Annotated in this window: 15 protein-coding genes; 11 read left to right on the top strand and 4 right to left on the bottom strand. The window is 46.7% G+C overall.

Annotated features, from left to right (window positions below):
• Positions 1-7: 7 nt before the first annotated feature.
• Complete coding sequence (locus tag AB4513_RS19850; RefSeq protein ID WP_012601190.1) at positions 8-250, top strand: hypothetical protein; 243 nt, start codon at positions 8-10, stop codon at positions 248-250.
• Between the two features lie 139 nt (positions 251-389).
• Here the strand turns inward: AB4513_RS19850 and AB4513_RS19845 are convergent, their stop codons facing one another.
• From AB4513_RS19845 to AB4513_RS19835, 3 genes are all read right to left on the bottom strand, one after another.
• Positions 390-3,245: an FAD-binding and (Fe-S)-binding domain-containing protein gene (locus AB4513_RS19845; RefSeq protein ID WP_102257665.1), complete on the bottom strand. Its 2,856-nt coding sequence runs from the start codon at positions 3,243-3,245 to the stop codon at positions 390-392.
• Between the two features lie 429 nt (positions 3,246-3,674).
• The gene (gene lldD / locus AB4513_RS19840; protein ID WP_017083007.1) at positions 3,675-4,814 is read right to left on the bottom strand and encodes an FMN-dependent L-lactate dehydrogenase LldD; all 1,140 of its coding nucleotides are present in this window, start codon (positions 4,812-4,814) and stop codon (positions 3,675-3,677) included.
• 248 nt (positions 4,815-5,062) lie between these two features.
• A complete protein-coding gene (locus AB4513_RS19835; protein ID WP_102257664.1) occupies positions 5,063-6,757 on the bottom strand; it encodes an L-lactate permease in 1,695 nt (564 codons plus the stop codon).
• 247 nt (positions 6,758-7,004) lie between these two features.
• Here AB4513_RS19835 and AB4513_RS19830 point away from each other — a divergent pair, with 247 nt between their 5' ends.
• A complete protein-coding gene (locus AB4513_RS19830; protein ID WP_017061562.1) occupies positions 7,005-7,922 on the top strand; it encodes a LysR family transcriptional regulator in 918 nt (305 codons plus the stop codon).
• 11 nt (positions 7,923-7,933) lie between these two features.
• Positions 7,934-9,994 (top strand): prolyl oligopeptidase family protein, encoded by a 2,061-nt coding sequence (locus AB4513_RS19825; protein ID WP_102257663.1) that lies wholly within the window; start codon positions 7,934-7,936, stop codon positions 9,992-9,994.
• Between the two features lie 29 nt (positions 9,995-10,023).
• On the opposite strand, the gene AB4513_RS19820 is transcribed toward AB4513_RS19825, so the two are convergent.
• Positions 10,024-10,314 (bottom strand): hypothetical protein, encoded by a 291-nt coding sequence (locus AB4513_RS19820; protein ID WP_102257662.1) that lies wholly within the window; start codon positions 10,312-10,314, stop codon positions 10,024-10,026.
• Between the two features lie 53 nt (positions 10,315-10,367).
• Between AB4513_RS19820 and AB4513_RS19815 the strand changes: the two genes are divergently transcribed.
• The 8 genes from AB4513_RS19815 (at position 10,368) to AB4513_RS19780 (ending at position 21,502) form a co-directional block, all read left to right on the top strand.
• Positions 10,368-11,708: a carbohydrate porin gene (locus tag AB4513_RS19815; RefSeq protein WP_102257661.1), complete on the top strand. Its 1,341-nt coding sequence runs from the start codon at positions 10,368-10,370 to the stop codon at positions 11,706-11,708.
• 605 nt (positions 11,709-12,313) lie between these two features.
• A complete protein-coding gene (locus AB4513_RS19810; RefSeq protein ID WP_012601182.1) occupies positions 12,314-13,321 on the top strand; it encodes a LacI family DNA-binding transcriptional regulator in 1,008 nt (335 codons plus the stop codon).
• An 18-nt stretch (positions 13,322-13,339) separates the two neighbouring features.
• Positions 13,340-14,587, top strand: coding sequence for an ABC transporter substrate-binding protein (locus AB4513_RS19805; RefSeq protein ID WP_102257660.1), 1,248 nt, complete (start codon positions 13,340-13,342; stop codon positions 14,585-14,587).
• Between the two features lie 67 nt (positions 14,588-14,654).
• Positions 14,655-15,641 (top strand): carbohydrate ABC transporter permease, encoded by a 987-nt coding sequence (locus AB4513_RS19800; protein ID WP_102257659.1) that lies wholly within the window; start codon positions 14,655-14,657, stop codon positions 15,639-15,641.
• Between the two features lies 1 nt (position 15,642).
• Positions 15,643-16,536, top strand: a complete 894-nt coding sequence (locus tag AB4513_RS19795; protein WP_009846153.1) for a carbohydrate ABC transporter permease — start codon at positions 15,643-15,645, stop codon at positions 16,534-16,536.
• Between the two features lie 17 nt (positions 16,537-16,553).
• A complete protein-coding gene (locus tag AB4513_RS19790) occupies positions 16,554-17,903 on the top strand; it encodes a GH1 family beta-glucosidase (protein ID WP_102257658.1) in 1,350 nt (449 codons plus the stop codon).
• Positions 17,903-18,994, top strand: a complete 1,092-nt coding sequence (locus AB4513_RS19785) for an ABC transporter ATP-binding protein (RefSeq protein WP_004732790.1) — start codon at positions 17,903-17,905, stop codon at positions 18,992-18,994. The genes AB4513_RS19790 and AB4513_RS19785 overlap by 1 nt, the downstream gene beginning before the upstream one ends.
• 93 nt (positions 18,995-19,087) lie before the next feature.
• Positions 19,088-21,502 (top strand): GH36-type glycosyl hydrolase domain-containing protein, encoded by a 2,415-nt coding sequence (locus AB4513_RS19780; protein WP_102257657.1) that lies wholly within the window; start codon positions 19,088-19,090, stop codon positions 21,500-21,502.
• The last annotated feature ends 93 nt before the right edge of the window (positions 21,503-21,595 follow it).

The following is a 21,595-nucleotide window of genomic DNA, read 5'->3' as shown; positions in this document are numbered from 1 at the left end:
AATAATTATGTATCTCGTTTTGTATTGCCACAATATTGGTATGACCGATTTTTCATTCTTTGAAACAGAAGATTTTGACAAAGAAGAGGGCTATATCGTGCGAGGTAAGTGGCCGAATGAGAAAGCGTTTCGTGATTACTTAACCAAAGAGTTTGGTGACATGAGCGAGTTCCAAGTGATCGACTTAATCGCCAAAGGCGCAGAAGCAGAACACTACTCGCCAGAAGAGCTGATGCGCTTAGCTTTGTAATATCTAGTTTAATAACGGTTAACTCATCATCACCCAGTTAAGTAGCATCTTTCGAATAAACGAATAAAGAAATGGCAGCCTGATTGGGCTGCCATTTTTGTTTTAAGTTAGAGCAAATTGCTCTGTACTAAGAGTGAAGCTACTGCGCCACTTCGTCCACTAAGTACAAGATGGATTGATACGGAATGCCACTGTGATGTGACAAACCGATCTCACAGGTTCGGCTGTTGCTGAATCCACGAGTACAGTTGCTCGGCACTTGTTCTTTGAGTGGATGCACTGCCGCCTCATTCAGCTCTGGCGTGGTAAAACCTTTATCACCCGCCCAACCACAGCATTGAATATGCTCAGGAACGATGACCTCTTCGGTACAGGCTTTAGCAAGGCTCAACATCGCGCCTTCCAAACCCATTCGACGAGAACTACACGTCACATGCAGCATCACGGTTTCTTGCAGCGGCTCAAGTGTCAGGTGCTCAAGCAAGTATTGATTCACAAACCCTGTCGGCTCTAGCACTTCTAGTGGCTTGGTGAACTGTTCAATACTGCGTTTAGCACATGGGCTGGTGTCCATTAATACTGGGTATTCACCCTGACGACTGGCTTGCCACAACACTTCTTCGAGCTGTTGCGCTTTAGATTGGGCTAAATCGGTCATCCCTTTGCTGTCGTAAGGCATGCCACAACATTGGTCGTCTAGCTTCTTCGGAAGAATAACCTCAAATCCGGCTTTGTTAAGCAAAGACATGGTCACTTCAGTTAGAGGGCGTTGATCGCCCGCATCGCTTTGCTGTCCCATGGTTCGACTGGCACACGAAGGGAGGTAAACCACCTTCTTATGATTGCTTGAGGATTCTGCCGTCACGGGTGATGAGACTAGCGAGTGACTATTGGATTGCGGCATCTCAGGCATCCAAACAGGTGTCGCGCCTTTAGTTATTGAGCGCAGGCCGTTGGTTAGCTTGCCGACTGTGTTTGCGCCTAATACTTTACTCGCCACTTGGTTGGTTTTGAGGCCGGCTTTGGTCAGCTTGGTGGTGGTCGAGAAATGATCCGCTGTCCACTTAGCGATTGGCGTAAATTTCTCGTACTTGGCAATACGAAGCTTCTTGATCAAATCGCCGGTGTTGATTCCCACTGGGCAACGCTCGGCACACAGGCCTGTTGCGGCGCAGGTATCAATGCCTTGGTATTCGAAGGTTTTCTCTAGTTCGCTTGCTTCCATCTCTTCACCTGCGGCACGTCGGCGTTGTAACTCGCGGTACAGCACGATACGTTGGCGTGGCGATAGAGTTAAGGTACGAGACGGACAAACAGGCTCACAGAAGCCACACTCGATACAGCGGTCGACAAGGTCGTCGGCAGCAGGCATTGGCTTCAAATTCGTGATGTGTGAATTTGGATTGTCGTTAATAATAACGCCGGGGTTGAGCAGTCTTTCTGGATCAAACAAGGCTTTGATCTGTTGCATCAAGGCGTAGCCATCTTTACCCCATTCCAATTCGACATAAGGTGCCATATTACGGCCAGTGCCATGTTCTGCTTTCAGAGAACCTTGGTATTTCACCGCGACCAGTTCGGCAACGTCATCCATGAAACCGCCGTAGCGATCGATTTCTGTTTGGCTGTCGAAGCCTTGAGTAAACACAAAATGCAGGTTGCCTTCGAGGGCATGGCCGAAAATGATCGCTTCGCTGTAGTCGTATTTATCGAACAGCTCTTGCAGCTCTCGAATGCCGTTAGCGAGGTTTTCGACAGGGAAAGCCACGTCTTCGATGATAACGGTTGTACCGACTTCACGAACGGCTCCAACCGCAGGGAACATGCCTTTTCGAATGCCCCACAGAGTTGTGACTGTCTTTGGATCGGAAGTGAAAGGCACCGATTCAACAATCGTGTATTCAGTCAATGCGTCCAAAATTGATTTACATTGTAAATCTAAGTCCGGCTGGGAGCTGGCGTGTGATTCAACCAAAATAGCCGCGGCTTCTAAGTCCAAGCTTGGCATAAATGCAGGCATACCCGGTTTATCAGCCACTGAACGCAGCGCTCTACCATCCATCAATTCAACCGCAGCAACGGGTGTTTTTGATAGCGTAGTAACCGCTTTACTGGCTTGTTCGATGTCGGCAAACACCAACAGAGCCGAAGCTTTGTTTGGATGTTCGATAACCGTGTTGTAGGTAATCTCAGCAATGAAACCTAGTGTACCTTCTGAGCCAATCATCAAGTGTTTGATGATCTCAATTGGGTCGTGGTAATCGACCAAGGCATTCAGAGCGTAGCCAGTGGTGTTTTTGAGGCGGTACTTGTGGCGAATTCTGTCTGCGAGTTCTTGGTTTGAAGCTGTCTGTTGATGTAATTCGACAATGCCTTTAAACAGCTCTTTATGTGATAGCTTGAATGCTTCAACACTTGCGTTATCTGCCGTATCAAGCAGGGAGCCATCACTCAATACGATTTTCATGCTCTCGACGGTGCGATACGAGTTTTGCGCAGTACCACAACACATACCACTGGCGTTATTTGCTGCAATACCACCGATTTTACAGGTATTGATTGAAGCTGGATCTGGGCCGATTTTACGTTGGAAAGGAGCAAGGTATTTGTTTGCATCAGCGCCAATCACACCCGGTTGAAGGATGATCTGATTGCCGTTATCTACGATTTCATGGCCACGCCAGTCATCGGTCAGTGTGATGAGGACCGAGTCTGAAACGGCTTGTCCTGAAAGGCTGGTGCCCGCGGCGCGAAAGGTAAAATGAATACCGAGTTCACGACAGCTTTGAATGGTGAATATCACTTCGTCTAAGTTCTTGAGCCTTAGAACCATTTTCGGCACCAAGCGATAAAAACTCGCATCGGTGCCGTAAGCCAAGCGCTTTGCCTCTTGAGTGACAATGCGTTCTGTTTCTATTTTTTGAGCCAGTATCGCTTCAAGCTGCTGATAAGCTTGTGCGTCTAGTACTCGCTCATGGGATGTGGTTGTCTCCATCTTTGCTTCCTTGTGCTTCTTATTTGGCACTGTTCAGGGCGTGTTGACCTTTCGTGGTTAAATTTTGTTCGAGATAAAAGCGTTTTAATCGCGGCGAGGGGGAAGTAGCCTAGTCACTCTAAGCAAATCCCCCTCAACAAAGAGTAAAACGCTTTTAGCTGAACCCTTCGGGCAGCGTTTGCTGGCCATTTCTACTACGTTATCGGCTTCTCATGTAGGCTAGCTACACATCGACGCCTCTGCCTTGTATAAATACCCAGCAACTCGCTGCAAAAATCAGCTCGAAAGATCAACACGCCCTAGCTTTTTATTTTATTTTCCAGTGCTTAAACGGTGTCACAACGGCAGTGTAATTGCTGTGACACCGATTGAACTTCAGTCTAAGTAGACCAAAGCATTAGTCCGAATCCGAACCTAAGTCGTTGAGGTTTAATCTAGCCCCACCAGAGAATCACGAGTTAAGTCTTTGATTGTCTTAGCGCCAGTTAGAGTCATCGCAACGCGCATCTCTTTGTCGTAAAGGTCGAGTAGGTTCTCAACACCTGCTTGTCCTTGCGCTGCTAACGCGTAGACGAAAGAGCGACCAAGCAAGGTACAGTCTGCGCCCATCGCCATCATGCGAACTACATCTAAGCCAGTACGAATACCAGAGTCGACCAGAATCTTAGTGTCGCCTTTTACTGCGTCTGCAATTGCAGGCAGTGCTTTAGCACTTGATAGAACGCCATCAAGCTGACGACCGCCGTGGTTTGAAACTACGATACCGTCTGCACCAAATCTTACGGCGTCTTTTGCATCTTCTTCATCAAGAATGCCTTTGATGACCATCGGGCCGTCCCAGAAATCACGGATCCACTCTAGGTCTTTCCATGAAATGGACGGGTCGAAGTTGTCACCCAACCAACCGATGTAGTCTTCCAGTTTGGTTGGAGAACCTCGGTAAGTAGAGATATTGCCAAGATCGTGTGGTTTACCCAACAGACCAACATCAACCGCCCAACTAGGATGACGCATCGATTGGAATACACGACGAATTGCTGCATTTGGGCCGCTCATTCCTGAGTGCATGTCACGGTAGCGAGCGCCAGGTACAGGCATATCCACCGTGAAGACCAGTGTTGTCACGCCTGCCGCTTTGGCACGTTCCAATACGTTCTTCATGAAGCCGCGATCTTTTAGCACGTAAAGTTGGAACCACATTGGGCGCTCAATCTTAGGTGCGACTTCTTCAATCGGGCATACAGATACGGTCGACATCGTAAAAGGGATGCCTTTATTGTCTGCGGCTTTTGCAGCTTGTACTTCGCCACGTCGTGCGTACATGCCTGTTAGACCAACGGGTGCTAAGGCAATCGGCATCGCGAGCTTTTCACCAAACAACTCGGTTTCTAAATTTAGGTCCGACATGTCATTGAGGACACGCTGTTTGAGCGCGATCTCTGCAAGATCGGCCGTGTTGCGGCGTAGGGTATGTTCACCGTAAGAACCGCCGTCAATATAGTGGAAAAGAAACGGTGGTAATTTCGCTTTTGCTGCGGCGCGGTAATCAGTCGATGCGGATATGATCATAATTTCAGTCCTAAATTCTTGGGATGTTGCCCTTCTATGAGAGCTTGGCTTGGGCTGCTTTAATTCTTGAAAGTCAGTGTTCGTTTGTTCTCTAACGGTGAAACAGAGAAGCAATAAAATGGCGTTAATACCCGAGGGTGTTGATGTGTTTTAGTATCCATTCCGAAACTCATCAACTGTCTTATTAGACGGTGTTGCAGTCGGGGAATTGAGTATTAACGCCAAGTGCTTTTGTAACGACTTATGGTTTACATAAGTGCGTCTGTCATTTTGAAGCCGTAGATAACCACTAGGCCGATGATTCCTGTCATCACCAAGTAGTAGAACGTTGGGATGATAGTCTTACGTAGTGTTGCGCCTTCGCGTCCTAGCAAGCCTACGGTCGCCGATGCGGCTACCACGTTGTGAATTGCAATCATGTTACCTGCTGCAGCACCAACGGCTTGCAGAGCAACAACCACAGCACTAGAGATCGACAGAGTTTGTGCTACTTCGAATTGGAACTGGCTGAACATCATGTTTGAAACGGTGTTCGAACCTGCAATGAAGGCACCTAACGCACCAACCGTGGCACTTAACGCTGGGAATGCGCCGCCGACTAGGTCAGCTGCAAAGTTGGCAGTGGTTACTGGCATACTTGCTAAATCAGCACCGTTCACGCCAGAGTTAATGAAGATACGAACCATTGGGATGGTGAACACCAACACAAAGCCTGCACCAATCAGAGTCTTGCTCGACTCACCAAAAGCTTTAGCCAGTGGTGTTGCGCTGCGTGATTGCATTAGAACAGCAACCAGTGCGACGAAGACCAAGATACCGCCAGGTAGATACAGAGGTTGAATCGCTGTGCTTACGCCGGTCTCGCCAAGGATGTTGCTGAAAGAAAGGCTAACGCTCTTAAGCAGGCCTTTGAACTCAGGGCTCACACGGCTAGCAACTAGAGTGACAGCGAGCAGCACGTAAGGTGCCCATGCCATCGCCATGCTCATTTTTTTATGGCTTTGGTTGTTGTCATCAAGGTCGATTTTCAAAGAACCTAGCCATTCTGCTGGCCACTTGTCCTCGCTTTCAAAGTCCCATTTTGATTTAGGTACTAGGAAGCCGCGTTTTGCTGCTGTTACAACAATCGCAAGGCCAACCAAACCACCAATCAGTGATGGGAACTCAGCACCGAGGAAAACACCCGTTAGTGCGTAAGGAATGGTGAAAGCAGCACCGGCGAACAGTGCGAACGGCAGGATATCAAGACCTTCAGTCCAGCTTTTGTTCTTACCGAAGAAGCGAGTCAGCATCATCGCCATCAATACAGGAATCATCACACCAACGCAGGCGTGGATGATTGCAACACTTGATGTGATCTGTTGTAGGTAAGCATCCCATGTTGAACCATTGGCAATCAGGCTTTCACCGATGTTGTGCGTATCCAAACCTTTGTTTACGCCAACAATGATAGGTGTACCAACTGCGCCGAACGATACCGGCGTAGATTGAATCATCATGCCCATCAGTACCGCAGCTAACGCTGGGAAGCCAATTGCCACCAACAATGGAGCGGCGATTGCGGCGGGTGTGCCGAAGCCTGATGCCCCTTCAATGAATGAACCAAAACACCAAGCAATGATGATCGCTTGTACACGACGGTCTGCTGATATGTCAGTAAATCCGTTGCGGATGGTGGTGATAGCTCCGGTGTGTTTCAAAGTGTTTAATAAGAAGATGGCGCCAAACACAATCCAGAGAACCGACACGGTAATGCCGAAGCCTTGGAATACTGAAGCCAGCACGCGAGTGCTAGACATATCCCATGCGAATAGGGCGATAGCAACGGTTAATGCAAATGCCACTGGCATCGCTTTTTTTGCAGGCCAGTTAAGGCCAACCAGCAGAATCGCTGCAACAACTATTGGCGAAAAGGCCAATAATGCTAGTAGAGTTTCACTCATGGGTACTTCCTCGTACTTGTTTTCAAACGTTCATGTTTGAAGTGAATAACACGTCATTAGTTTTGTAGGTTTAATCTGAATCTCGAGGATTCAATTGTTGTAATTAGAGTCGCTTTATTTGTAACCGATGTGATTGCAAAAGCTGTTTTTGTAATTGTTTTGTTAATTTGGCGTGAATTTACCCCTTTATTTTTTATTGATATAGGGAAATAATGAAAATAATTAATTCCAAAATTGGCATAATCAAATGCGAGCAGACGATTTGATCCTGTTTTCACAGGTAGTAGAGTTGGGTAGTTTTAGTAAGGTGGCAGAACAAAATAACCTTACAAATTCGGTAGTTAGTAAGAGGATTGCGCGTTTGGAAGAAGAGATTGGCGTGCAGCTATTATATCGAACCACGCGTAAATTGACGCTGACCGAGGCGGGTAAGGCAATGTTACACGGAGCCAAAAATGTGAAGCAGGCGGCTCAAGAGGCTATGGACGCAGTTTCAGGCTTTGGTGAAAATGTCAGTGGTCATATCAAAATGTCAGTGCCTACTATCTCCGGAGATTTGATTCTCGCAGACGCTGTTGCCGAGTTTTGTAATATGCACCCAGGTTTAACGGTCGATATGTCTCTTAACAATCGATTTGTTGATTTGGTTGAGGATGGTCTCGACTTGGTCATTCGAACCGGTTACTTGGAAGACTCCAGCTTAATTGCCCGTCATATCTTGGACTCTCAATGGGTGGTATGTGCTTCTCCGTCTTATATCGCCAAGAATGGTAAGCCGATGCAGCCCAAGGATTTGGTTGAGCACAATTGTCTGCAATACGCTTATCAAACAACGGGTGCCAGTGAATGGCAATTTCTGCATAGCAAAGATGGCTTTACCGATAACGATAAATACATAGTGCGCGTCTCTGGCTCTTTCTCTACCGATAATGCGACGGCATTAAGAAAAGCCGCTTTGGGCGGTCATGGTGTGGCGTACGTGCCACGTTGTCTGGTGTATCACGATATTCGAAACGGCCAGCTGGTGGACATCTTCCCTGACTTAGTCGGTAAAAAGCTGGGTATTTATGCGGTGTACCCGTTTACTCGCCAGCCACCGAACAAGATTAAGTTATTGATTGAACACATCAGAACGCGTTACCTGACGATTTCACATTATTTTTAATAAGGATCACGATGAGCTATTTAAAAGAGTATCAATATCCAATCACCAATAAACAGATCGTCAGCGATGACTATTTTGGTCAAATAATCGAAGACCCATATCGCTGGTTAGAAGACGACAGAAGTGACGAAACCGCGCAGTGGGTGGCGAGCCAAAATGAAGTCACATTCGATTACCTTGCTCAAATCCCGTATCGCGCAGAACTGCGAGAGCGATTAGCGAAAGCGCAAGACTACAAAAAGAGCTCACAGCCGTTTGTGCGAGGTGATTACACCTATTTCTATAAGAATGATGGACTGCAGAATCACAGCATTCTTTATCGTCAAAAAGAAGGTCTGCAGGTTGAAGTGTTCCTAGATCCGAATACCTTCTCGGAAGATGGCACCACATCACTGGGTTCGGTGTCGTTTTCTAAAGACTACAGTTTAGTAGCGTACAGTATTTCCGAGGGCGGAAGCGACTGGCGTAAGATCTTTGTGATTGATACTGAGACTAAACAGCAGCTTGAAGCCGAAATCACCGACGCTAAATTTACCGGCATTTCTTGGTTGGATAATCGTGGCTTTTATTACTCTAGTTACGATAAGCCAGACGGTAGCCAGCTTTCTGCACGTACCGAACAGCACAAACTTTACTTCCATGAGTTGGGTACCGAGCAAGCTAGCGACAAAGTGATTTTTGGTGAGAACAACACCGAGCAGCACCGCTATGTGTCGGGTTACACCACCGAAGACGACCGTTACTTGATTATTCTAGGGCGAGAGTCGACATCGGGTAACAGACTGTTCTATATCGATTTAAATTCACCAGTACAACAGCTGAATACGTTGATTGATCATGTGGATAGCGATACTTACCTCATTGATAACCAAGACGAAGTCTTCATCTTATACACCAACCTCGATGCGCCAAACGGCAAGGTGGTGAGCTTTGATACTCGCGATGGGAAATGGCTCGAAATCATCCCTGAAAAGCCACAGCCATTGGATATCAGCACGGGCGGTGGCTACTTGTTTGCCCACTACATGGTCGATGTGGTGTCTAAGATTGAGCAGTTGGATTACCAAGGTAATCGAGTTCGTGACATTCATTTGCCTGGGCTGGGAACGGCCAGTGGCTTAGGTGGAAAAAACGAGCAAACTCAGCTTTATTACACCTTTACCAACTATGTAACGCCGCCAACGATTTTCTCTTTTGATGTTGAATCTGGAAGCTCTGAAATCTACCAACGCTCTGAGTCTCCGTTTGAGTCGGACAAGTTCGAATCTAAACAGATTTTCTATACCTCAAAAGATGGCACTCAGGTTCCGATGCTTATCTCTTATAAGAAGGGATTAGTGTTAGATGGTAATACTCCAACCATGTTGTACGCCTATGGTGGCTTTAACGTTAGCCTAACCCCTTCCTTCTCGGGAACGGTGGGCAGTTGGCTGGAACTGGGTGGTGTGTATGCAGTGCCGAACTTACGTGGTGGTGGCGAATACGGTAAGGCGTGGCACAAAGCGGGTACACAACAACAAAAACAGAATGTATTTGATGACTTCATTGCTGCTGCCGAGTTCTTAATTGAAGAAAACTATACCTGCAATGATAAGTTAGCGATCCGCGGCGGTTCTAACGGAGGCTTGTTGGTTGGCGCTTGCATGACACAAAGGCCTGAGCTGTTCCAAGTGGCTTTGCCTGCGGTTGGGGTGTTGGACATGTTGCGTTACCACACCTTCACGTCTGGCGAAGGCTGGGCGTACGACTACGGCACGTCAGCGCAGAATAGAGAGATGTTTGAATACCTGCTGGGTTACTCCCCGGTTCATAACGTTGTACGAGGCGTCGATTACCCAGCAACATTGGTTACTACAGCTGATCACGATGATCGTGTGGTACCGGCTCACTCTTATAAATTCATCTCAGAGCTGCAAGATAAGCATGAAGGCGGAGCGCCCGTGATGATCCGTATTGACGTCAATGCAGGGCATGGGGCAGGTATGCCGCTGAGTAAAGCTATCGACCTCACTGCTGATATCTACGCATTTACCCTGTTCAATATGGGAATTGAGTCCCTAGATTCACTTTAGCGAATACTTGATTTTAGATAACTGGGTATTTAACTCAGACCAAAAAGCCTCAAAATCTGCCTTAGATTTTGAGGCTTTTCATATATATGAAAACCAATCAAATTCACACCTCGTTTTCTTTGCTTTTCGACACCCTTTTCCGTGATAGCCGCCACCATTACTGATGAAATGAAAGCGATTTCAAGCTGATATTTTACGCATTTTTCACTATAACCTGTTGATCTAAAGTCAGTAGTTTTAGTCATGGATTTTCTAAAAGTTTCATGGCATTTAAGCTGATTTATCAGTGTGAACAGCGACCAACTTTTCAACGCTTTCATTGCTTAATATTTCCCTGTTCGATGAAAACTCAAAAAAATAATAGGGAAATACAATGCAAAAATTTAAGCTTTTGCCAATAACGGTCGCAGTGGCGGCTTCGCTTGCTTCACTCTCTTCTTTTGCTGCTGATACTAATATCGAAGCACTAGAAAAACGAATTCAAGAGTTAGAATCTAAGGTTGTTGATATTGATTATGTTAACGATCAACAACCCGCGGTTTTAACTGCAGAAACTAAGGTGCCAGATGGCATCGTCTTCTCTGGTTATGCTCGTTACGGCGCTCACTACAAGAGCGGTGATGAGCGTTACGTAGACATCGGTACAACAGGTCGTTCTGTCGGTCGTTTAGGTAACGAAGCTAATGGTGGTGAGGTTCAGCTAGCTAAGCTTTTCGAAGCTGACAATGGTGCGATTTGGGACGTCGTATTCATGGCAGACCACTGGGAAGCAGACGCTTGGGCTGACGATGGCGGCCTAAGTATGAAAAAAATGTACGCTGGTGTAACTAATGTATTTGAAAGCCAACCAGAACTTTACATGTGGGCTGGTCGCGACTTCCACCAACGTCCCCAACAAGGTTTGAATGATTACTTCTGGATGACACACGATGGTCAAGGCGCTGGCTTTAACAACCTAGATTTCGGTGGCGCTAAGCTAGATATGGGCTTTGTTGGCCAAGTGAAAGGCGGCCTCGTAAATGACAATGGTCGATACGCAATTACTTCTAAACTTCATTCAATTAACGCGGGTATCGGTCAACTAGACTTGTATGCGAACTACGGTTTTGCTTCAGATGAAGCGGATACAGCAAGCTCTACTGAGTACGTAATCGATCAAGATACAGGTTTAACGGAAAAAGTGGTGACTGCAGGTACTAAAGTCAGTGATGAAACGGCTTACTTGGTAGGTGCGACGTTAGGCTTAGGCGATTCTAACCGATTAATAGTGAAATACGGTGATGGTGCAGATTCATCGGTATTTGAGTTGAAAGGCGACTATAAAACTTTTTACGCAAGCATTGAAGGTAACTACGCAGCATCGGATAAATTCATCATTGATTACCTAGTGTCGTATAAAGATAACTCTGGTGCAGACTTAGCTCGCGATAACACTGAGTATGCAGGTATCGTTCGTCCACAGTACCAATGGGATGACGTTCATTCTACATGGTTAGAAGCGGGTTACGGCATGGTTGATTACGATGACGACGGCGAAGAGAACGCGTGGAAGGTAACTCTATCTCAAAACGTTTCTCTAGGTGGCTTACCTTGGAGTCGTCCAATGCTTCGCTTTTACACAACTGTGGGTGATGTAGAGACAAAAGGCGCTCCAAAAGACAATGGTAATGTAGATACATTGTCATTCGGTGCGATGTTTGAAGCTTGGTGGTAATCACAAGCTAGCGACAGCAGCTCTTTGAATTAGGCATATTTTCAAAGAGCCTGTGTTTAAAAGTAGTAAATACTGTCCATTTTAGCCCTAAAGGCAGATTAATTAGGGCACGTTTCAATTAACTCCATTCTTGGGCACATTCTTTGTGCCCTTTTTTTCGTCTTGAATATCTGTTGTATCATTTTGGATTGCCTCTCCCTCTGCTCTCCATGACATCTTCAATACCTCGTTTCATATTATTTTAATCTATCTCGCGTACCCTGCTTTATCCCTAGTAATTGTAATGGCTAACTCACGTCGTAGCCTTTGCATATCAATAGCCTAGATGGTGGAAAATACTCGATACCCATCGTATTTGATACGCCAATAGGTGTGTTGAAACCCCTTCACGGAACTAAGGCTTTTAACAAAACTGACTCACGATGGATTCATGATTTCATGAAACAGTTTCATGGTGTGAAGTGAATCTGTAAGCGCTTTCATGATTTCCACAACTGGCCTTTTCACCTCCAACTTTAGTGTGATGACACTCACTTCAACCAAGACGCCTTTCTTTAATAATCGTTTTGTAAGCGGTTACAAGCTAATGAAGTATCGAGGTTCGAGTGGCGACAATTAAACACGTATCAGAACATGCAGGTGTGTCTCAGGCGACAGTGTCTAGAGTTATTAATGGCACTAGCAGAGTCAGTCATGACAAAAAGCTAAAGGTTGAAAAAGCGATCAAAGAATTGGGTTATCGCCCGAACTCTATCGCTCAAGCTTTGGCGTCAAGTCGTACCGGTAGTGTTGGCGTTGTTGTTCCAGAACTTGGCGGTTCTTTCTATTCAGGCATTTTGCATTGCATAGAAGAAAACCTACGCCGCTTTGGTTACCACGCTGTGGTTACAGCGGGTTCGAACACCGAACAAGGGCAGCGCGAGTCTGTGGAGTTTCTGCTGGGGCGTCGTGTTGATGCTTTGATTCTTCATACTCAATTGCTCAGTGATGATTATTTAATTGAATTGGAAGAACAGGGGACCCCTGTGGTTTTAATTAACCGCTTCATCCCAGAAATGGCGATGAGTTGCATTGATATTGATAACGAAGTCGGGGGGCTACTCGCTACTCAATATCTTTTGCAAAAGGGACATACAGATATCGCGTGTATTACCGGGCCTTTAGATAAAGCAGACGCTAGGGGGCGTTTGCAGGGGTATCGAAAGGCCTTGGAAGAAGCGGGTGTGCCATACGATGAAGCCTTAGTCTCGGAAGCGGGCTTTACTGAAGAGACGGGCATCAGCGCTATGAAAAAGCTGATGAATCGTAAGTGTCATTTCACCGCAGTATTTGCTTCGAATGATCACATGGCATTTGGCGCCTTTGAGGTGCTGCATCAAGAGGGGCTGTCAGTTCCGAAAGATGTATCACTGGTGGGCTTCGATAACACCATCTTCGCGCGCTATCTGACCCCTAGTTTGACCACCATTAATTTCCCAATTGAAGAGATGAGCATTGAAGCTGTGCAGCTCACTCTGCAAAAGCTAAAGAAAATAAAACATGACGTGAACTTTAAATTGCTGCCGACGTTGGTCACTAGAAACTCGGTATCGGATTTACCAGTTACCCTATAAAAATATTAAGGATAGAACATGAAATTTAAGACCTTAGCGCTTTCATGCGCGGTTGCTTTAGGATTAGGTACAACAGCTGCAAATGCAGCAGACAAAGAAATTCGTTTCGACGGTTTCCCTGATTTCGATAGCAGCCTGAAGGTATTACTGCCTGATTTCGAAAAGGAAACGGGTATCAAAGTTGATTACCTTATGAACAACCACGGTGACCACCACACGAAACTGACAACGAACCTTGCAACGGGTTCTGGTGCGGGTGATGTGATTGTTGTGGACGTTGAGAAAATTGGTCCATTCGTGGGTTCTGGCGGCCTAGTTAACTTGTCTGAAAACTACGGTGCAGATAAGTACGAAGAACGATTCGCACCATACGCATGGGCACAGGGCAAAGGCGCTGATGGCGATATGTACGGCATCCCTGTCGACCTTGGCCCTGGCGTTATGTACTACCGCACTGACGTGTTCGAAAAAGCAGGTATTAATGTAGAAGACGCAATCAAAGATTGGGACTCATACATCGCTGCTGGTGAAAAACTGAAAGAGCAAAACGTACAACTTATCGCTTCGGCAGCCGACGTGGCACAAGCGATTATCTTTACGACGGTTCCTGAAGGTGAAGGTCTGTACTTCGATAAAGATGGCAACCCAGTCGTGACATCAGAGCGTTTTGTTCACGCTTTTGAAGTAGCAAAAGAGATTCGCGACAAAGGCTTAGACGGCCGTATTCTGGCTTGGTCTAACGAATGGTACGAAGGCTTCCGCAACGGCACATTTGCAACTCAACTTTCTGGCGCTTGGCTTCTTGGTCACCTAAACAACTGGATTGCTCCTGAAACTAAAGGTAAATGGGCAGTAGAAAACCTACCTGATGGCATCTACGGAAGCTGGGGTGGTTCATTCCTTTCTATTCCAACTCAATCAGAAAACCCAGATGAAGCTTGGGCGCTTATTGAATACATGACGACGGATCGTGAAGTACAGCTTAAACACTTCGAAACGATTGCTGCTTTCCCAGCGAACATCACCACGTATGACGATGAGCTTTTCCAAGAAGAGATGGAATTCCTAGGCGGACAAAAAGCCCGTCTACTGTTTGCTGAAGTGGCACAAAACATCAAACCAGTATCTCCAGCACAAGGCGACCACGTTGCACGTTCTATCATCTTAGAGAACGCATTGATGGAAGTACTTGATGAAGGTAAAGACATCGAGACAGCGCTTAAAGAGGCTGAGCGTCTAATCAAGCGTCGCACGCGTAATCTTTAATTTGTTATTACTTTGAGTAAGTGAGGAGGCGCGGATAGCGCGCTTCCTTTTTTAAGAGGTCGTTACTATGAATCATACAGCGAGCACAACGATAGAACCTTCGGAGCAAAGCTTTTTTTCTCGTCTAAATTTGAAAGCGCTTACACCGTATGGATTTCTTCTGCCGTTTCTGATCATTTTTTCTGTATTTGGGATCTTCCCGCTGTTGTTCTCTGTTTACCTGTCGTTCCACGAGTGGAACCCGGTAAGAGGCATGGATGCGATGGAGTTCGTTGGTTTTGAGAACTATCACATTGCTTTAACGGACCCATGGCTATGGCGTTCATTGAAGAACACGCTTTGGCTAGCGATCACTTCAGGCGTGGCTCAGCACTTAGTCGCTATTCCAGTGGCTTACATGTTGGTTTCAATGGGTGACCGTATGCGTCACTGGCTAACATCGGCGTACTTTCTACCGTTCATTACATCAACGGTCGCAGCGTCACTGATTTTCTTCAATATGTACTCTCCTAACTCAGGAATTATTAACCAAACGCTAATGGCTCTGGCCGATAGCACGCTGTTTGGTTGGGCATTCGCTTGGGTTAACGATTTCCAACCAATCCGTTGGTTAGACGATGCCACTATGGTGAAGCCGTCTATCGCAATCATGGTTTTCTGGAAATACACCGGTTTTAACATCGTCCTTTACACCACGGGTTTAATGACGATTCCTAAAGACATCTTAGAAGCTGCGCGTATGGATGGTGCCAATGCCTTCCGCCGCTTCTGGAACATTTCACTACCAATGATTCGTCCATTCATCTTCTTTGCTATCACGATGACCATCATCGGTAACCTGCAAATGTTTGAAGAACCGTTCGTCCTAACGCGTGGTACAGGTGGTACTGGCCAATCTGGTTTAACTATCTCGATGTACCTCTACAAAGTGGGTTGGGAATGGCTAGAAATGGGTACAGCATCTGCTATCTCGTGGTTACTGTTTGCACTCATCGCGACTTGTACATTGGTTCAATTTTTACTCTTCGGTAAGAAAGGCTTAGGGGAACATTAAGATGTCGACATCAATTAAGACAAATACCTCACCACTAAGTGGACTGATACCAAGCGAGCGCAGCATGTTCATTCTGACTAAGATCTTGATGGTCATGCTAGGTATCTTACTGGTTGTTTCAGCGCTAATTACAGTCTTTCCATTTGTATGGTCGGCACTGCTATCAACGCGTGACCGTTCTGAAATTTTCGGCACGGGCATTAGCTTTGCGATTGGCGATAGCCTGGCGATTAACTACGCCAAATTGCTTGAAATCATGCCGTTTTGGAAAGCGATGTTTAACTCGATTTACGTGGCTTTCTTAGGTACCACCATCTCGCTGCTGTTTTGTAGCATGGGTGGCTACGCGTTTGCTGTGTTTAAGTTCCGCGGTAAGAACGTGTTGTTCGGCATGCTGGTTGGCTCAATGGCGATTCCGCCTGTGCTTAGCTTGATCCCTTACTTCATGATCGTGAAATTCTTAGGCTTGTTGGATAACCACATGGCGGTATGGCTACCGTTCACTACGACACCATTTGGCATCTTTTTGATGCGTCAGCACGTGATTGCATCGATTCCAAAAGAGCTACTTGAAGCGGCGAAACTGGATGGCGCTGGTGAGTTCAGAACGTACTGGAGCGTGGTACTGCCACTAATGAAGCCTGCACTCGCAACATTGGCTATCGTTCAGTTCGTTTTCTTCTGGAACATGTTTATGCAGCCTCTCGTGGTGCTAAACAACCCAGATAACTATGTCATTACGCAAGCACTTCGAAGTGTTCAAGGTATTCCGAATACGCCATGGGGCGCGGTAATGCTAGGTACCACAATTTCTATTTTACCGCTCGTGATTACTTACTTGTTCGCATCGAAACAGATGATCAGTGGTTTAACGTCCGGCGCAGTCAAAGGTTAGGTTTAAGGGTTATAACAATGAATAAATATCAACTTCCAAGTGATTCAAAGTTACGCAGTAAGGAATTTGTATTCGGTGTCGCGACATCTTCATACCAAATTGAAGGCGGCGTTGAAGAGGGCGGTCGTACACCGTCTATCTGGGACACTTTTTGCAAGAAGCCGGGCAAGGTCGATAACGGCGACAATGGTGATGTGGCGTGTGACCACTACCACTTATGGCAACAAGATATTGAGATGATTCAAGGTTTAGGCGTTGATGCTTACCGTCTCTCTATTGCATGGCCGCGCATCCTTCCGCAAGACGGTGTCGTCAACCAGCAAGGTCTAGAGTTTTACGGTCAGATCATCGATGAGTGTCATGCTCGTGGCATGAAGGTATATGTGACGCTGTATCACTGGGATCTTCCGCAATACCTTGAAGATAAAGGCGGCTGGCTAAACCGCGAAACGTCTTATAAATTCGCAGAATACGCAGAAGTGGTGAGCAAATACTTTGGTGACAACATCGATGTGTACACCACGCTCAATGAACCGTTTGTTTCTGCATTCCTAGGTTACCGTTGGGGCGAACACGCGCCAGGTATCAAAGGTGAGAAAGAAGGCTACCTAGCATCTCACCACCTAATGTTGGCACACGGTTTGGCAATGCCGATCCTTCGCAAGAATGCACCTCATGCTAAGCATGGTGTGGTATTCAACGCGACGCCAGCTTACCCGCTGACGCCACAAGACCAAGGTGCAGCCGACTACTGTGAAGCGGAAAACTACCACTGGTTTATCGACCCAGTATTGAAGGGCGAATACCCACAGTTGGTGGTTGAACGCCAAGCGATGAACATGCCTATGATCCTTGAAGGTGATTTAGACATCATCAGCGCACCTGTCGATTACATTGGCATCAACTACTACACACGCAATGTCGCTCGCTTCAATGAGAACGGCGATATTGAATCGGTGAAGCAAACAGATGCTGAACACACTTACATCGGCTGGGAGATCAACCCACAAGGTCTAACCGACTTATTGGTAAGACTGGATGCTCGTTACGAAAATATGCCACCTATCTACATCACAGAAAATGGTGCAGCGGGCAACGATGAACGAGTAAATGGACAAGTGATGGATGAGCAACGTGTTCGTTATTTCCAAGGTCATATCGAAGCGGTTCACAACGCCGTTGAAGCGGGTGTGAAAGTCGACGGTTACTTCGCTTGGAGTCTGATGGATAACTTTGAGTGGGCATTCGGCTACTGCCAGCGTTTTGGCATTGTCCATGTTGACTACACCACCCAAGAAAGAACATTGAAACAGAGCGCAATTGCGTACCGAAACATGCTTCAAGAGCGCGCTGAGGAGAATAGATAATGGCTAAAGTAGAATTTAAGAATATCAAAAAATCATTCGGTGATGTTGAAGTCGTCAAAGAGTTTGATTTTACGGTTGAAGACGGTGAGTTCGTGGTTTTCCTTGGCCCATCTGGCTGTGGTAAATCGACAACGCTACGCATGCTTGCTGGCCTTGAAAGTATCAGTTCTGGTGACATCGTGGTTGGCGGCAAGTTGATGAATAAAGTCGACGCGAAAGACCGTGACTTAGCGATGGTATTCCAAAGCTACGCTCTGTACCCACATATGACGGTGTACGAGAACATCGCCTTTGCACTAAAACTGAAAGGTATGCCGAAAGCAGAAATCGACGTAGAAGTTCTAAAAGCGGCGAAAATGCTAGAGCTTGACCCGCTACTGAACCGTAAGCCAAAAGAGCTTTCTGGTGGTCAGCGTCAGCGTGTAGCAATGGGCCGCGCGATGGTTCGCACACCGAAAGTTTTCTTGTTTGATGAGCCGTTATCTAACCTAGATGCCAAACTGCGTGGCGTGATGCGTGAAGAGATCAAACACCTACACCGTGAACTAAAAACCACAACGATCTACGTAACCCACGATCAGATCGAGGCGATGACATTGGCGGATCGCATCGTGATTTTGAAAGACGGTTATGTTGCTCAAGTTGGTACACCAACCGAGGTGTTCCAGCGTCCTGCTAACAAGTTTGTCGCGCAATTCATTGGTAACCCGTCAATGAACATGTTGGAAGCAAAACTGATTGAAAAAGAAGGCGAGTACTTCGTTGAAATCGGCGATGTTCAGATCCCACTGCCTGAGCGCTTTAAGTCTCTGGCGTCTAAGAACCTAGCGCTGCATTTTGGTGTTCGTCCAACAGACATTCACCTACGTGCCGAGCAAGTTGACCACGACCGCGTGCTGCCATTCCCTGTGAAAATCAAAGACAAGGAATTACTGGGCGCAAGCATTCTTCTGAAAACAGAAATTGGCGGTCAACCGTTGATGGTTGAAACCCAAGCGGCTGAAGTCGATGTAAAAGATCTGACGCTTTATTTGGATTTGGATGCTTTCCACTTGTTCGATGCTCTGAGTGAGAACTCGCTAGCGAGCTAGCCAATCAATTTAAATCAGTCATTGAGCTGACACCAACCAACTTACGACAAATTGTTTTGGCTCCTCCTGATTTGGGAGGGGCTAGGGATAGTGATGATGAAATTCGGATATTTTGACGATAAAAGCAAAGAATACGTAGCAACCACACCGTGTACGCCGATCAAATGGTGTAACTACGTGGGCACATTAGATTTCGGTGGCATTGTAGATAGCAACGGCGGCGTATTGCTGTGTAAGGGCGATCCGGCACTCAACCGCATTACTAAGTACATTGCTCAACTGCCAAACTCAGATTTCAAAGGCTCGACCATGTACCTCAAGGTACGTGATGAAGCGGGCAACGTAGAAATATTCTCACCTTTCTACACCCCAACTTTAAAGCCATTAGATAAGTTTGAAAACCACACCGGTTTGTCATACACCACCATCATTGCAGAAGCCTTTGGTGTACGTTGTGAAGCGACTTTCTTTGTACCAAAAGCTGACCAAGTCTTGTTGCAAGACATCAAGGTCACCAACATTTCAGACAAAGCACTGCACGTTGATGTGGTGCCTGTTTACGAATTCACGCACTTCGATGCACTTAAGCAACTACTGAATGCCGATTGGGTTCCACAAACCATGACGCTAAAAGCACACCAACAAGAATCGGGTCACACCGTGCTTGAGCAGTATGCTTTTATGAAGCGTGACTACGCGGTGAACCTGATGACAGCGGATCGCCCTGCGACGTCTTTTGATGGTGATCGCCAATCGTTCCTAGGGAATTTGGGCTACGGTACATGGGCAGCACCACAAGCACTAAACAATGATGAATTAGGCAACACCGAGTGTTTGCGTGGCGACAACATTGGCGCACTGAACCTGCGTCTGGGTTGGCTATCTCCAGAGCAGACAGAACGTACGATTGTACAAATCGCGCAAGAACAGAGCCTAGAAGCCGCACTTCCTCTGCTGGCTAAATATCGTGACCATCAAGTGGTCGATTCTGCTTTCGCTGAACTGGCTGAACATTGGGATGGTTACCTACAAGCGGTTCAGGTTGAAACGCCAGATCCTGCAATGAACTCAATGTTGAACGTACATAACCCACGTCAGTGCCACACAACCAAAAACTGGTCTCGTTACTTGTCTCTGTACCAGCTTGGTTATGGGGCTCGTGGCATCGGTTTCCGTGATTCTTCGCAAGATACGTTAGGCGTAATTACTCACATGCCAGAAGAAGCGCGTGAGTTCATTGAGCGTCTGTTATCTGTGCAAAACACCAACGGTTCTGCGATGCACCAGTTCTTCCCATCAACCATGGAAGCGAACGCGGGTGACTCGCGAGAAGAAGAAGATCGCCCTGATTACTACGGTGATGATCACCTGTGGATCATCTACGCGGTGACGCAATATGTGAAAGAAACGGGCAATGCAGACTTCTTGAATAAAGATATTCCGTTCTATCAAAAAGACAAAGCGGGCAACCCAGTCGAAACGGGAACGGTTTGGAACCACCTGTGCCGCGCGATTGAGTTTACTTACACCAATACCGGTGAGCACGGTCTACCGCTATTAGGTTTTGCTGACTGGAATGACACGGTGAACCTACCAACGGGTGCTGAGTCGATGATGGTGGCTAACATGTACGGCAAAGCACTGCTCGACATGTTGGACTTGTGTGAGTTGCGTGGTGAAGCGCAACTGACGGCTAAGTTTAAAGATCAGTATCAACAGATGCAGAGCACCGTCAATGAATGCGGCTGGGATGGCGAATGGTTTGTTCGTTATTTTGATGAGCAAGGCTTGCCGATCGGTTCTCATAAAAATGAGCAAGGGCAGATCTACACCAATGGTCAAAGCTGGCCCGTAATTTCTGGCTTCGCGACTCAAGAACGTGCAACGCAAGCGCTAGATTCGGTTTACAACAAACTAAACACTACCAATGGCATCAAGCTTTCAACACCGGGTTACAACGGCTTTGATCCTCAGCTAGGTGGTGTATCGACTTACCCACCAGGTGCGAAAGAGAACGGCGGTATCTTCTTGCATTCAAACCCATGGGTGATGATCGCAGAAGCGAAAATGGGCAACGGTGAGCGTGCTTACGAGTACTACCGTCAAATCAACCCAGCTTCCAAAAATGATGACATCGATACCTTTGAATCTGAACCTTACTGCTACCCACAAAACATTCTGGGTGACGAGCACAAACAGTTCGGTTTAGGACGTAATGCGTGGCTTTCTGGTACTTCATCTTGGACTTACGTGGCGGGTACGCAGTGGATTCTGGGTGTTCGCCCTGAAGTGGATGGCTTGCTGGTGGACCCTTGTATTCCGGCAGAATGGCCAGAATTCAAAGTCCGCCGTCAGTTCCGTGGTGCGACATATCATATTCATGTCACTAACCCGAATAACGTGTGTAAGGGGGTGGTTGAAATGAAGGTAAATGGTGACCTGATTTCAGGTAATAAAGCGCCAGTGTTTACCTCTGGTGAGCACACCATCGAGGTGATTTTAGGTTAACAAAGAGAAGGGCGCTTTATGCGCCCTTTATTGCTTCTTTCGTTGCAGTTGTTTCGTTAGCAATGCGTTCTCTGGGGGCTGATTTCGCATACA

The organism is Vibrio sp. 10N.222.54.E6 (genome assembly GCF_041473955.1).
GTDB classification, from domain to species: domain Bacteria; phylum Pseudomonadota; class Gammaproteobacteria; order Enterobacterales; family Vibrionaceae; genus Vibrio; species Vibrio tasmaniensis_A.
Note: the sequence above shows the minus strand (reverse complement) of the source record. Positions and strands in the feature narration are given on the sequence as shown.

Bases quoted from the DNA above. Each gene is read 5' to 3' on its own strand.
- AB4513_RS19845 (WP_102257665.1), bottom strand. From the start codon at position 3,245: ATGGAGACAACCACATCCCATGAGCGAGTACTAGACGCACAAGCTTAT.
- AB4513_RS19780 (WP_102257657.1), top strand. From the start codon at position 19,088: ATGATGAAATTCGGATATTTTGACGATAAAAGCAAAGAATACGTAGCA.
- AB4513_RS19850 (WP_012601190.1), top strand. From the start codon at position 8: ATGTATCTCGTTTTGTATTGCCACAATATTGGTATGACCGATTTTTCA.
- AB4513_RS19785 (WP_004732790.1), top strand. From the start codon at position 17,903: ATGGCTAAAGTAGAATTTAAGAATATCAAAAAATCATTCGGTGATGTT.
- AB4513_RS19815 (WP_102257661.1), top strand. From the start codon at position 10,368: ATGCAAAAATTTAAGCTTTTGCCAATAACGGTCGCAGTGGCGGCTTCG.
- lldD (WP_017083007.1), bottom strand. From the start codon at position 4,814: ATGATCATATCCGCATCGACTGATTACCGCGCCGCAGCAAAAGCGAAA.
- AB4513_RS19795 (WP_009846153.1), top strand. From the start codon at position 15,643: ATGTCGACATCAATTAAGACAAATACCTCACCACTAAGTGGACTGATA.
- AB4513_RS19790 (WP_102257658.1), top strand. From the start codon at position 16,554: ATGAATAAATATCAACTTCCAAGTGATTCAAAGTTACGCAGTAAGGAA.
- AB4513_RS19800 (WP_102257659.1), top strand. From the start codon at position 14,655: ATGAATCATACAGCGAGCACAACGATAGAACCTTCGGAGCAAAGCTTT.
- AB4513_RS19825 (WP_102257663.1), top strand. From the start codon at position 7,934: ATGAGCTATTTAAAAGAGTATCAATATCCAATCACCAATAAACAGATC.
- AB4513_RS19830 (WP_017061562.1), top strand. From the start codon at position 7,005: ATGCGAGCAGACGATTTGATCCTGTTTTCACAGGTAGTAGAGTTGGGT.
- AB4513_RS19805 (WP_102257660.1), top strand. From the start codon at position 13,340: ATGAAATTTAAGACCTTAGCGCTTTCATGCGCGGTTGCTTTAGGATTA.
- AB4513_RS19820 (WP_102257662.1), bottom strand. From the start codon at position 10,314: ATGAAAGCGTTGAAAAGTTGGTCGCTGTTCACACTGATAAATCAGCTT.
- AB4513_RS19835 (WP_102257664.1), bottom strand. From the start codon at position 6,757: ATGAGTGAAACTCTACTAGCATTATTGGCCTTTTCGCCAATAGTTGTT.